Source organism: Paracoccus amoyensis, assembly GCF_014490725.1.
GTDB lineage: Bacteria > Pseudomonadota > Alphaproteobacteria > Rhodobacterales > Rhodobacteraceae > Paracoccus > Paracoccus amoyensis.
In genome coordinates this window covers 437,257-450,827 of the sequence record NZ_JACOQL010000001.1, presented here as the reverse complement: position 1 = coordinate 450,827, position 13,571 = coordinate 437,257, and the positions used below count along the sequence as shown (strand labels likewise).

The window sequence follows — 13,571 nt, the reverse complement described above, 5'->3', positions numbered from 1 at the left end:
AGCAAATATCCATGCGGAAATTGATGGCATTCTCCGTCGATGATCGCCCCACCCCCTTTAGCCAAGGACAGCAGATGCGTGCACTGGCCCGTTCTTTTGCCCTGATGGACCGTAAAAAAGATGATGTGCGCCATCCCGGTCATGATCAGGCGACGGGCATCGCGCTTTTGTTGGCGGCCATCGTCGGCTTTACGTTGATGGATGCAACGGCGAAACATCTGACGGCCAGCTATCCCGTGGCACAGGTCATCTGGGCACGGTTCTTTGGCAATCTGCTGATCTTCGTGCTGATCTTCCGCAGCCGGATCTTTCCGCTGATGCGCACACGGCAACCCGGCTTGCAACTGGCCCGGGCGGCAATGCAACTTGGCTCGGTCGGGCTGTTCTTCACATCGCTGCAATTCATCGGGCTGGCGGAATCAACCGCGATCATGGACACCAATCCGGTGCTGATCACCCTGGGCGCGGCGCTTTTCCTGGGCGAAAGAATCGGTCTGCGCCGGATCGTCGGAATCGCTGCGGCATTGATCGGTGCAATGATCATCATCCGGCCCGGTTTGGGGGTGTTTCAGCCAGCGGCGCTGCTGCCTTTGGCCGGTGCCTTTACCTATGCCGCCGGGGCTTTGCTGACCCGGATGGTGCGGGCAGATTCCGTCTCGACTTCGGTTCTATGGTCGGCGGTGATCGGAACGCTGGTCATGTCCTGCATCGTTCCGTTCTATTGGCAACCGATCGCGCTCGGTGACCTGTGGGCCTTTGCATTGCTGGGTATTTTCGGCACACTTAGTCAGTGGCTGCTGGTCCGTGCATTTACACAGGCCGAAGCGGGGGTATTGGCGCCATTCGGCTATACCGGCCTGATCTGGGCCGGTTTCTGGGGCTGGCTGTTCTTTGACCAGCTACCGGATCGCTGGACCATTCTGGGTGCTGCTATTATCGTGACAGCGGGCCTGTATGTCTGGTCGCGCGAGGCCCGTGCGGCACGAAAGAACCAATGAGCCAAGACGACAAGTCATCTTTTCTGGACCGTATCGGCAACGCAGCCTTTCTCGCGGTGATCCGACTGGCCAAGCTGCTGCCCTATGAGCAGCGCATTCCCGCAGTTGGCTGGTTGTTTGCGAACCTTCTTGCCCCGATTGCCGGGTGGCGCGGCCGGGTGCGTGACAATCTGGCCTTGGCGCGTCCAGACCTGAGCGCGGACGAGGTGACCGAGCTGACCCGCGCGGTGCCCAACAACGCCGGTCGATCCGTGGCCGAGATTTATTCTGGAGAAGAATTTACCCGCCGCATCCATCAGACAGAGCCGCTGGATGGTCCGGGCCTGCCCGCACTGGAAGAGGCATTCGAGAACCACCGCCCGGTCATCATCGCCTGTGCCCATTTCGGCAATTACGACGCCATGCGGGCCGCCCTTGCCGGTCGCGGCTATCCGGTAGGCGCACTGTATCGCCCGATGAACAACGAAGCGTTCAATCAACATTACATCCCCGCCATACACGCGATTGCCGAACCGCTTTTCCCGCGTGGCCGTGCGGGCCTGACCTCGATGCTGCGCTTTCTGAAAGGAGGCGGCTGGCTGGCGCTTGGCTTTGATCAATACGATCGCCATTCCCCCGAACTGCGCTATTTCGATCTGCCCAGCCGCACCGTTCTGACACCTGCCGAACTGGCCTTGCGATATGACGCGCTTCTGGTGCCTGTGCATGCCATCCGCCAGCCCGATGGTCTAAGCTTTCAGGTCCACGTGGGCGATCCAATCCCGCACAGTGAACCACAGGAAATGATGCAGGCGCTGAACGACGATCTGGAAATGCTGGTCCGCCGCCACATGGGACAATGGTTCTGGGTCCACAGGCGGTGGAAGTAGATGACCCAATGAAAAAGGGCGGCGCGGGTTTCCCCGGCCGCCCTTTTCGCTATATCCGGCCCAATCAGATCGCGCGGGCGTTTTGAATCTGCGCAGTCGCTTCACGGCGATCACGCAGCTCCTCGGCCACCAGGAAGGCCAGTTCCAGCGACTGGCTTGCGTTCAGGCGAGGATCGCAGGCAGTGTGGTAACGGTCCGACAGATCCTCATCCGTCACGGCACGAACGCCGCCTGTGCATTCGGTCACGTCCTGACCGGTCATCTCGAAATGCACGCCGCCGGGGATGGTGCCTTCAGCGCGATGGATATCGAAGAATTCGCGCACTTCGCGCAGAACCGATTCGAACGGACGGGTTTTATAGCCGGAAGCCGCCTTGATCGTGTTGCCGTGCATCGGATCACAGGACCAGACGACATTCGCACCCTCTTCCTGAACCGCCTTGATCAGACGCGGCAGGTTGTCACCCACCTTGCCCGCGCCAAAGCGTGCGATCAGCGTCAGTCGGCCCGATTCATTTTCGGGGTTCAGCTTCTGCATCAAGACCTTCAGGTCGTCCGGTGTGGTCGATGGCCCTGTCTTCAGACCAATCGGGTTCTGCACGCCACGTGCAAATTCGACATGCGCGCCGTCAGGCTGACGGGTGCGGTCGCCGATCCAGATCATGTGACCCGAACCTGCAACCGGCAGACCACTGGTCGTATCGACACGGGCCAAAGCCTCTTCATATTCCAGCAACAAGGCTTCGTGGCTGGTGTAAAAATCGACCTTGGACAGTTGATGCGCGGTATCCGAATTCACCCCGGCGGCCTGCATGAATGCCATCGCGTCGCGAATGCGGTCGGCAATGTCGCGATACTTCGCCGCTTCCGGGCCGCCCACGAAATCGGCGATCCAGCTTTGCACGCGGTGCATGTCGGCATAGCCACCGGTCGAGAATGCGCGCAGCAGGTTCAGCGAGGCAGCCGACTGCGTGTAGGCCGACAGCATTCGCTGCGGATCGGGCACGCGGGCATCAGCCGTGAAATCAAACCCGTTGACAATGTCACCACGGTAGCTGGGCAGTTCGACCCCGCCGACCGTTTCCGTCGGGGCGCTGCGTGGCTTGGCGAATTGCCCGGCCATACGACCCACCTTGACCACGGGCAATTGCGCGCCCCAGGTCAGGACAACAGCCATCTGCAAGATCACCTTGAAGGTGTCGCGGATATTGTCGGCACTGAATTCGCTGAAGCTTTCGGCGCAATCGCCGCCCTGCAACAGGAATGCACGACCAGCCGCAACATCGGCCAGCTGTGCCTTCAGACGGCGTGCCTCACCCGCGAAAACCAGCGGCGGATAACGGCGCAGCTGTTCTTCAACCGCCTCCAGTGCCGCCTGATCGGTATAGTCGGGCATCTGGACGCGCGGATAGTTACGCCAACCGGCCTTGTCCCAGGTTGGGGTGGCGGTCTTGCGGATCTCCTGCGTCATGGCTTGCGCTCCTTTGAAAACTGAAACCCATATAGGCACAATGACAGACAAGCGAAAGTCCGCTTTGTCATACGTTATCAGCACGCCGCTATGACGATGGTTGCCCCTTGCGGCGGCGGAAAATCCCTGTTGATGTGTGAACACCACCGACTTGTGAAGACAGCACCAATGCCATCCACCAAGCCACGCCGATTTACGTTCCTGTTGCTGGATCGTTTCACGATGCTGCCCTTTACGGCGGCAATCGAGCCTTTGCGGCTGGCCAACAGGTCCGCCAATTGCAACCTGTTCAGCTGGCGGCTGGTCGGCCCGGGCGGCGAATCTGCCACATGCTCGAATGGGACACGGATCCTGCTGGACGGCGGACTGGATTCGGAAAGCCCGGTTGAGCATGGCGATGTGGTCATCGTATGTGGCGGGACCGATATTTCCAAAGAAGCCCACAAACCTGTTCTGAACTGGCTGCGCCGGCAGTCGCGTGGCGGCGCGATGATGGGCGCCGTCTGCACGGGTGCATGGATCCTGGCCGAAGCCGGGTTGCTGGACGGCCGCAAGGCGACGATACATTGGGAAAACCACGATGGCTTCGCCGAAGCCTTCAGTGAAATTGATCTTTATCGCTCTGTCTTCGTGCATGACGGCAACCGCCTGACGGCGGCGGGCGGCACATCGTCGATTGATCTGATGTTGCATCTGATCGCCGAAACGCATGGCGATGCCCTTGCCGCCGAGGTTGCCGATCAGATGTTGCACACGACGATCCGCACGGATCAGGATCGTCAGCGCCTGTCGATCCCGACGCGGATTGGTGTGCGCCACCCGCGTCTTGCCACCGTGATCGCGCGGATGGAGGCCAATCTGGAAGAGCCTATCAGCCCCGCACAACTTGCATCGGATGCGGGCATGTCGACCCGCCAGTTAGAGCGTTTGTTCCGCCGCTATCTGAACCGCAGCCCAAAGCGTTATTACATGGAAACCCGGCTTGCGCGCGCGCGCAATCTGCTGATGCAGACAGAAATGTCGATCATCGAGGTCGCGCTCGCCTCGGGCTTTTCCAGCCCATCGCATTTTTCAAAATGCTATCGTGCGCAATATGGCGGCACGCCCTATCGCGAGCGTGGAACAGGTGCCGCGGCTTCTGCCGGACGTTGAAGCACGATATTCTGGAATGCGGAACGCGATCAACTGGAATGACCGGCTGTCATTACGCCCCCGGACGCTCCGCCGAAATCGACGTTGTGAAACCGTCGCCAGACGGTTCGTGGGTGGCCGTCTTGATCGACCAGACGCCACTCACGCCGTCACCTCCTGACGCTTTACCGATCGTGCGTCCTGCCACGCTGCGGTCGCGGATTTATAGGCTTCACGGGTGGTCAGGGTCCAGCTGGTCGTGTCGCGCGACAGGATCAGACGCGGCGGGATGGGCAGGCCACTGACCGTGCGGCCCCGCCCCTTGCCCATGGATAGCAGCGCACCGCCCTTGACGCTGACCAATGCATCATTGTCGCGACCCACTCGGTCCAGAAAGCCAATGTCGTGTATCTGGGTTTATCGCTGGACAAATAAACAAATAGGGCCGCAATGCAGCGGCCCTTTTCCGATGTTGTCGCGCTTATTCAACGACAGTGATGCGCCCGTCCATTTCAGGTGCATAGCTGCCTTCATAGCTGGACAGATAATCCGCGAGGACCTCGGCAAGATCAGGCCCGAAATCATAGGCGTTCTGCGCATTGCTGGCAAAGATGGCATAGCCATCCCCGCCACCGCGCATGTAGTTATTTGAAACAACGCCATAGGTCGCCTCGGGGTCGATGGGCACCCATTCCTCACCGTTCTTGACCAGCACATCGCTGATCCGCGCCCCCGCTGGTGCAGCCGGGGTGACTGTGTATTTCAGACCAGCCACCTGCGAGAAACGACCAGCACCTTCCTCATACTGGCTTGCCCCGTTTTCAAGCGCAGTAACCACATCCGCGCCTTTCAACTGAAATGTCGCAAGCGTGTTCTGGAACGGCAGCACGGTATAAATCTCGCCCATCGTGACCGGGCCTGCGTCGATCGAGGCCCGCAGCCCCCCGCCATTCGCAATTGCAATCGTAACGCCCTGATCTGCCACGCGCTGCAGCATCGCGTCGGCAACCAGATCGCCCATCTCGCATTCACGGGCGCGACAGTTCACGCGGTCCCCGTCGATAGGCGCCGTTGTTTCCGCGACGACCTTATCCCGCAATTCATTGATGGGGGCCGCCATTTCCTTGACCCGGGCCACGATAGCTTCGTCTTCGGGGACCGAGCTATCCAGCAGGATCGGCTGTCCTTCAACTTTCGTCAGCTTTCCATCGTCATCAAAGGTCAGCGTCAGATGGCCAAGATATTTGGAATAGGCATAGGCCGTGGCCACAGGGATTTCGGCACCATCCACGCCCGCCACCATCGTGGGATAAGGCCCTTGCGCCCCCTCCATATCGCCTAGCAAGGTATGCGAATGCCCCCCGATAATCGCATCCAGGCCTGGAACAACCTTGGCATATTCCTGATCACGCAAGTATCCCACATGGGTCAGGGCGATGATCTTGTTTACGCCTGCATCGGTCAGTTCCTGAACGTCCGCTTTCAGGCTTTCCACGTCGTCGGTGAAAATCACATTCGGACCCGGCGATGCCGTTTCCGGCGTGTCCATCGCCAGGGTCGATACGATGCCGATTTTCTCACCTCCAACGTCCAACGTCAGCGTATCGCCAACCTTGTCTTTCAGCAGATTCGACTGCGACAGGTCCAGATTACCAGAGACTACCGGAAACTCGACGCCGTCCGTCAGAACGGCCAGACCTTCGGGACCGTCATCGAATTCATGGTTGCCGACCGCCATCGCGTCATAGCCGATGGCGGTCATGAATTCTGCCACGTCCTTACCCTTGTAGGTCGTATAGAACAACGAACCCTGATATTGGTCGCCCGCGTCCAGCACCAGCACGTTGCCACCATCCGCTGTGATCTGGTCACGCAGCTCTTTCACCTTTGCTGCAACACGCGCAACACCACCAAAGCATTCACCCGCAGCCAGTGTTTCTTCGTCGCAAGTGCTGTCATATTTGTTGATCGGCTCGATCCGGCTGTGCAGATCATTGGTATGCAGGATATGCAGCACCATCTCGGCCTGTGCCGAACCCGCGCAAAGCGCCGCGACAGAGGCTGCGGTCAAAAAGCGAAACGCCATCATGATTCCCTTCATGTGCGAATGAATTTCCACGATCAGGTTGGCCTGATGCATCGCATGCGTCAAACAGAACAGTAGCCTCTTGACCAAACGGAAGCGGACAAGGCAAATGCTGCCATGATGGCTTTCAAGATATTCCGCCCCGATGAATGGGCGCAAATGCAGCGCGACGGTCAAACCGATGGCGCACCGATCGACCTGATCGATGGCTATGTGCATTTATCAACCGCCGAGCAATTGGCAGGCACCCTGCACAAGCATTTCGCAGACGACCATGATTTGCATCTTCTGGCATGCGAACTGGATCGCATGAAGGATGACATTCGTTGGGAGACATCCCGTGGCGGGGCGCTGTTCCCCCATCTTTATCGTCCATTGCGCATGTCGGACATCAGCTGGACACGCCTTTTGACACGCGGCCCCAATGGGCACGAAACCGGACCCCTGGAATGAGCCTGCTGGAAAAAATTGGCTTGCGTGCCCTGCATTGTCTGGACCCGGAACACGCACATGATTTGTCGATCAAGGCACTGTCCTGTGGGGTGGTGCCGCTTCCCGGCTATCCGATGACATCGGACAGGTTGCGGACGAATATCGCAGGTCTCGACTTGCCCAATCCGGTTGGCCTCGCGGCGGGATACGACAAGAACGCGCGCGCCGTTGCACCGCTGATGCACGCTGGTTTTGGATTTATCGAGCTTGGCGCGGCAACCCCCAGACCTCAGCCTGGCAACCCCAAACCACGTCTGTTTCGGCTCAGCGCTGATCGCGCAATCATCAACCGCTTTGGCTTCAATAACGAAGGGGCCGCCGCCATAGCAGCCCGCCTGGCAAAGCGCCCACCGGGAATCCCGGTCGGTCTGAACATCGGTGCGAATAAAGACAGTGCTGATCGCGCTGCCGATTTCGCCGAGGTTGTCAGGATAGCGGGTGCATTTGCCGATTTCCTGACGGTCAACGTCTCATCCCCAAACACGGAAAAACTTCGCGACCTGCAAGGCGCAAACGCCCTTGCTGCGTTGCTGGACGGCGTCATGGACGCACGCGGCCGCCTCCCTCAAGCGCGACCGGTTTTCGTCAAGATTGCGCCCGATCTGGAAATCGCGGACATCGCGGATATCGCCGCAGTGGCGAGGGAGGCGAAAGTCGACGCGATCATCGCAACCAATACGACACTGTCGCGCGACGGCATTGCGGACGGCCAGGCCAGTCAGACGGGCGGTCTGTCCGGCGCACCACTGTTCAAACGCTCGACCCAAATTCTTGCGCGTCTGTATCGGGAAACAAATGGCGAAATTCCCTTGATCGGTGTCGGCGGCATATCATCGGCTGACGACGCATGGACAAAGCTACAAGCCGGAGCCAGCGCCGTTCAGCTATATTCGGCGCTGATCTATCAGGGGTTTTCGCTAGCAGCAAAGATCGCAACCGATCTGGATGCGCGGCTGCAAAACCAGAAGCTTAGCTTACAGGAATTGACCGGCAGCAAAAACGGCGACTGGCTTTAAACTTCGTCGTCCGTTTCCAGAAGTTGGTTCATGCTCAGCGATGGATCGGAACAACCCGCATCTCCCACGATACGCGCCGGAACACCAGCCACGGTCTTGCATGGCGGAACATCATGCAAGACGACCGAGCCTGACGCGATCCGTGAATGATGGCCAACGCGAATATTGCCCAAAACCTTCGCGCCCGCCCCGATCAGTACGCCTTCTTCGATCTTGGGATGCCGGTCTCCGTCGGCTTTGCCCGTGCCGCCCAGCGTTACGGAATGCAGCATGGACACATGATTGCCGACCTGAGCGGTCTCACCGATCACGATGGAATGTGCATGGTCGATCATAACACCAATGCCAATCGTCGCCGCCGGGTGGATATCGACGCCAAAGCATTCCGAACAGCGCATCTGCACGAAATATGCCATATCCCGCCGCCCCTGCTGCCACAGCCAATGCGCCATCCGGTAGGCCTGCAAGGCCTGAAATCCTTTGAAAAACAGCACCGGCTGTAACAGACGATGCGTCGCCGGGTCGCGCTGATAAACCGCCATCAGATCGGCACGCGCGGCATCGCCCAGTTCGGGCGTGGTGCGATAGGCCTGATCTGCGATCTCACGCAAAATCTGCTCGCTCATCTCACCACTCGCCAGTTTCAGCGAGAAGCGATAGGCTAACGCCGCTTCAAAATTGTGATGATGCAAAAGCCCGGCATGGATCAGCGAACCCAGCAAGGGCTCATCCTGAACGGCTTCTTTCGCTTCATCACACAACTGAGCCCAGATCGCGTCACGATCCATTGTCAGTATTTTTTCGTCGCCGATTTGCATGTTCATATTGGCTAACCCGCGCTTGCGTGAACCTTTGTCTTAACTGATATGTAGGTCCGGGGAAAGCGCAGGCCAGAGGTAAAGAGAAATTTACGGAACACGCAGTTCCAGCCAATGTACCGCCAGTCGCACCTTTCCACCCGAAAAGTTCCCGCCAACGCCGGTCATAATCAGGTTGGCAGACGCATAATATGTCATTGGCGAACCAAGCATACCGCGCGCATATGATCCGGCGGATTTCCCCAACCCTTTACCAAAGCGATCGATGGCCCCGGTCGTGCCCAAGGCCCAACTGCTCAGCGTGCCAGTCAAGTTGTTCAGAACCTTGGCGGTGGCGCCGATAACCATGGCATTTGCCGGGATCGTCACGCCGGTATCCATGTTCCCACCGGCAGTGACATTAACATCGGCCTCGACCATGCCGGTGGTCAGTGCTGATCCCAAGCGACCAAGGCTGAGCACCCCCTCAACCCAGACTGCGCCATCGTGAACTGCTTCGACACCGCGGTCGACGATAAAGCCCCGCATCCCCAACATCGCGGGGACGAATATCCAACCGCCGTTAGAACCGACCGCAATGGTGCCGGTCTTTCCGCTCCACGCACCAGCAGCGCCGGCCGGCACGCCCCAGCATTGCCCGTCCGTGACGGTCGCGGGCGGCGCAGTATTTGATACGCTTTGCAGCACCAGGTTGACGACGCCATCCAGACGCATCAACGCCTCGTTCACCGTTATATGCTTCTGCGCCTGTGCCGCCTGCAGCAGCGACAGTCCCAGACGTGTGGTTTCACTTGCCATTGAATTCTCTCCTGACGAATGGACCCGGACCGAACTGGTCCGAAAGTTGTGCGACGGCGACCGTGCAAGGCCCTGCATTGATGGCGCTGGCCCAAATCTCCGCCGGAACGCTGTATCGAGGGTGGTCGATATCGACCTGATGCAAGACCACGCCATTTTTAATGATGCGCAGGCGATAGCCTTCCCGGCTTTCGCCCAGCGGGACATCTGCCCCGTCCCAGCCATCACCATCGATACGTGTGCGCCGAACCCACGTGATCAGATTGCCGCTGGCCCGAAGATGGCATGGCGCATAGGGCCGCAGGCCTATCCCGCGTGCCTCGGTGGTTCGCGACCGATAGCTGCTGTCGTCCATGGACCGGCTTGCCGCGCCAATTCGCCAAAAACGCTCTTGCCCGCGTGCGGCGGGTGTAAGCTTGACCTGTTGGGGACCGCCATCCAGCAAAACGACGTATGATCCGGCTGGCCAGACGTCGGGCATGATGCCATCCGTTCCCGCCTGACCACGTAGCAAATCGCTGATCTGCCAGATATTTTTATCGACCGGTTCGGCTTTGGAAAACTGGATGATCTCCCAGTTCTCCAACGAACCGTCACCAATGGCCAAAGCATTGGCCCCCGCCAACAAAGCCCTCCACGTGACCGATTGCAGAGAGCCGCCCTTCAGACGGATACGAAGCGCATTCCCCCTGTCTACAATGTTTGGATCGGCCCGAGACAAGACCGATTCAGTTTTTCCGATGAAAGATCGCCGTGTCAGCAGCAGGTTCAGGTCATATCCGCCTTCCGCGTCAAGCGACGAATAGGCCGCCACAGATCCCGGCCATGGCTTCGCCGTAACGGCCAGATAGGGCGCATGAGGTCGCTCATCCCCCCGCAGCAACGGCAAGTCCATGAAAACCGGCATGACAGGCGCGGGCGGCAGATAGCGTCGCGCTGACCTTTCCTGCGGGGTGGTCAACACGGGGCTGTAGACACCTGGCTCAACCCGTATCGCATCAACAGTCATCACACCTGCCCGCTCCACCCGGTCGATCCGCCATCGTTTCGGCTGGGCAGAACCGTGCCGCATTCGGATCACGTCCCCCGGCCCCAAATCGTGCAACGAGGGCGGCAGGGCAAAGCGTGCCGTATCACGCGATACTGCAGCTTCGGCCAACCAGCGTTCGGCAATCGCGCGTCCTTCGGCGCGTGTCAGCGCCATTGCGAATTCACTGTCCGTAACCGTTTCTTGACCTGCGTCGGGCAAACTGGTTTCGGCGGTAGCAGCGGCATAATCACCACCGGCCTCGACATGCGTCAGGCGCAGATGACCCGTCATCTCGGGCTCGGCCGCGCGGGCTGTTGCAAAATCTGAAACCTCTTCCGCAATCGCCAGATGCTCTGATCCGAGTTCAGCTTTGACCCGTCCGGCACGAGGGATGAACTGCAGAACCCCGTCACGCTCGGCCGCGTCAAAACCATAGGCCAGCATCAGCGGTTGCAGGGCTGCACGCGCAGTATCGCCGCCACGGATATGATAGCCACGCACGACGCCAGAAAGGCGTGCGGTATCAAAGGCCACCACACCAGCTTCGCGGCAAATATCACTGACGACGGCCGACAGTCGCACAGCACCCGCGCGACCGTTCAGCCAATGTCCCCGCTCCCATGCCGGCCCGTCGGACCACAGATCACTGCGCCCCGGAAACGCAGGAAACGGTCGCGCGTCCCAACACCAAATATGGGCACGCGACATGTCAACCATGCGACCGCCCCCATCCATCGCTGGATTGTGCCCCGGATTTGCCCAATAGGACGTAACAGCGTGCACATAGGCTGACTGGATCGCATCATCGCGCTGTGCATTGGAATACCACGGCAAGGTGCTTTCCGAACTCATCGCGTCCAAAAACTTGTTCGGCTGGTTCGTCGCCTTATCAAGCGCGGCGCAGCCATATTCTGTGAACCAGAATGGCTTTGACCCCGGCACCCAATCAGTCGCCTGTGACGACCGCACGCCATTCGGACGATTGTAATGCAGATTTTCCCACCAGCTTTTCAGGTCTTTGTAACGCCAGACCCAAGCTTCGTCATAGGCACCATCCGTGATCGGGCTGCGTCGCTGGGCGTCACGATCGGCGCTGCCGGCGTAATACCAATCAAAGCCTTCGCCGCCGCAAACATTGGATTGAAGATACTCGGGATTCCCGATCCATCCCCAATGCGCGTCCTGATGATCCTCTCCCTCGCGCCAATCCGACAAGGGCATATAATTGTCGATACCAATGAAATTGATATCGTGATGGGCCCATAATGGATCCAGATGGAAAAACAGCTTCCCGTCACCGGGATGATGGCCAAAATATTCCGACCAGTCGGCGGCATAGCTGATTTTCACATCCGGTCCTAAAATCGCGCGAACGTCACGGGCCAGACGGATCAGCTCGGCAACCGCAGGATAGCTGTTATTCAGCCCACGGATCTGGGTCATGCCGATCATCTCGGACCCGATCAGAAACGCATCGACACCCCCTGCCGCCTTGCACAGATGCGCGTAATGCAGAATGAAACGACGATAAGACCATTCCTCCGGACCCTGATAACTGACGGTGTCGCCCTCTGTCGTAAAGTTGCCAATCTGCGCGCGCCCAAAAAAGGCAAGCACCTCATCGGCGGCGGCGGCTGTCTGATCAGGCGTTCCCGTCAGGCCTGGCGCGACAGATGTCGTAATCCGTCCACGCCAAGGCATGACCGGCTGGCCAATACCGCCATAGGGGTTGGGCAGATCATTCGCTGGCAACTGTTCCATCAGGATGAAGGGATAGAACACCGCTTTCTTGCCCGATGCCGCAATGGCCCGCACAGCCTCGATCACCGATTGATCCGATGGCGTGCCACCATAGACTGGACGATCATCCTTTTGCGCCACCCGATCCGCACCGGCACGGTCTATGCCACCTGCGCGCCAAGGCATTTCGTCGCCATCGCCATCACGATTCTCGACCTTCGGCTTCAGCGAGCAGTGGTTAATCCGCAGATCGTCTCCGAACCATGACACCACCAGCGATACCGATCCCACATTTGGCAATTCGCGGTCCAGCGTCGCCATCGAGGCTGTGAAATCCGTGCCTCCTATGGGCGTATTGACGTTGATCGAACGAACCTCTCCAAGGCCCAGATCCTGCGTCACCTGCGTCGTCGCAAGCGAATATTCCCCCGTTCCCGGAATCAGTGCCACTGCCTGAACTTCACGACAAAGGCCCGAGCCATCTTGCGCCGGCGACGTCACCTCGAATGTCAGCTGAGGCATCCGGTTGCCCCATGGTTCCAGGTTCAGATCCTCAAGCACGACATAGGCCAGCCCGCGATATGCAGGCGCATTCCCTTCTTCATGCGCGGCTATGGCGGGATCGGGCATTTGCTGTTCATCGCCGGAATAGACCCGCATGTTCAAATCAGATGCCGCAATCTCCTCGCCATCCGCCCAAACCCGTCCGACACCCAGAATGTGTCCCTCGCACAGCGCCAGCGCGACCGACAGACGATAGCTGATTTGGGTGACGCGTGTTTTGGGCGATCCTTTGCCACCGCCGGCATCCTCGGATCGTGCGATTTCCTCCAGCGGCGATGCCCAGATCACATGCCCGGGAACGCGCATCTGACCCCAGATGCGTGGAATGGCTGCCCCTTCACCAGCGGTCTGCAGACGAAGTCGGTCGATCCGCCCTGTCTCGACGGCCTTTGATCCGCCGCCCAACAACCGCTGGTCAATCGCACGACCGATTGTCGCGCCGACTGCGCGCCCGATGACGGCGCCCGACAGACCCAGAAACGCACCGCCGAAGCCGCCGCCGACGGAAGCCCCTACTGCGGACAGAACGATTGTGGCCATCGCAGCCTCCTTATTTCA

At 59.2% G+C, this 13,571-nt stretch carries 11 protein-coding genes; 5 read left to right on the top strand and 6 right to left on the bottom strand.

All coding sequences use genetic code 11. The features are described from left to right. Positions 1-23: 23 nt before the first annotated feature. Complete coding sequence (locus tag H4P12_RS02355) at positions 24-998, top strand: DMT family transporter (RefSeq protein ID WP_246448800.1); 975 nt, start codon at positions 24-26, stop codon at positions 996-998. Continuing rightward, on the top strand, positions 995-1,867 hold the full coding sequence (locus H4P12_RS02350) for a lysophospholipid acyltransferase family protein (protein ID WP_187791987.1): 873 nt from the start codon (positions 995-997) through the stop codon (positions 1,865-1,867). The genes H4P12_RS02355 and H4P12_RS02350 overlap by 4 nt, the downstream gene beginning before the upstream one ends. 64 nt (positions 1,868-1,931) lie before the next feature. Here the strand turns inward: H4P12_RS02350 and H4P12_RS02345 are convergent, their stop codons facing one another. Beyond that, positions 1,932-3,338, bottom strand: a complete 1,407-nt coding sequence (locus tag H4P12_RS02345; protein WP_187791986.1) for a class II 3-deoxy-7-phosphoheptulonate synthase — start codon at positions 3,336-3,338, stop codon at positions 1,932-1,934. 168 nt (positions 3,339-3,506) lie between these two features. Here H4P12_RS02345 and H4P12_RS02340 point away from each other — a divergent pair, with 168 nt between their 5' ends. After that, complete coding sequence (locus H4P12_RS02340) at positions 3,507-4,490, top strand: GlxA family transcriptional regulator (protein ID WP_343069749.1); 984 nt, start codon at positions 3,507-3,509, stop codon at positions 4,488-4,490. Positions 4,491-4,631: 141 nt separating this feature from the next. Here the strand turns inward: H4P12_RS02340 and H4P12_RS02335 are convergent, their stop codons facing one another. Both H4P12_RS02335 and H4P12_RS02330 read right to left on the bottom strand, forming a co-directional pair. After that, entirely contained in the window at positions 4,632-4,853 is a 222-nt protein-coding gene (locus tag H4P12_RS02335; RefSeq protein ID WP_187791984.1) for a hypothetical protein, read from the bottom strand. Positions 4,854-4,950: 97 nt separating this feature from the next. Then, the gene (locus tag H4P12_RS02330) at positions 4,951-6,555 is read right to left on the bottom strand and encodes a bifunctional metallophosphatase/5'-nucleotidase (protein WP_187791983.1); all 1,605 of its coding nucleotides are present in this window, start codon (positions 6,553-6,555) and stop codon (positions 4,951-4,953) included. Positions 6,556-6,672: 117 nt separating this feature from the next. On the opposite strand from H4P12_RS02330, the gene H4P12_RS02325 reads away from it, so the two are divergent. Beyond that, positions 6,673-7,008: a DUF952 domain-containing protein gene (locus tag H4P12_RS02325; RefSeq protein ID WP_187791982.1), complete on the top strand. Its 336-nt coding sequence runs from the start codon at positions 6,673-6,675 to the stop codon at positions 7,006-7,008. Beyond that, a complete protein-coding gene (locus H4P12_RS02320) occupies positions 7,005-8,063 on the top strand; it encodes a quinone-dependent dihydroorotate dehydrogenase (RefSeq protein WP_187791981.1) in 1,059 nt (352 codons plus the stop codon). The genes H4P12_RS02325 and H4P12_RS02320 overlap by 4 nt, the downstream gene beginning before the upstream one ends. Here H4P12_RS02320 and cysE read toward each other — a convergent pair. The 3 genes from cysE to H4P12_RS02305 form a co-directional block, all read right to left on the bottom strand. Continuing rightward, positions 8,060-8,851, bottom strand: coding sequence for a serine O-acetyltransferase (gene cysE, locus H4P12_RS02315; protein ID WP_425498201.1), 792 nt, complete (start codon positions 8,849-8,851; stop codon positions 8,060-8,062). The genes H4P12_RS02320 and cysE overlap by 4 nt on opposite strands. A gap of 120 nt (positions 8,852-8,971) precedes the next feature. Continuing rightward, on the bottom strand, positions 8,972-9,679 hold the full coding sequence (locus tag H4P12_RS02310; RefSeq protein ID WP_187791979.1) for a DUF2793 domain-containing protein: 708 nt from the start codon (positions 9,677-9,679) through the stop codon (positions 8,972-8,974). After that, positions 9,669-13,553: a baseplate multidomain protein megatron gene (locus tag H4P12_RS02305; RefSeq protein WP_187791978.1), complete on the bottom strand. Its 3,885-nt coding sequence runs from the start codon at positions 13,551-13,553 to the stop codon at positions 9,669-9,671. Before H4P12_RS02305 ends, H4P12_RS02310 begins: the two co-directional genes overlap by 11 nt. Positions 13,554-13,571 lie beyond the last annotated feature (18 nt).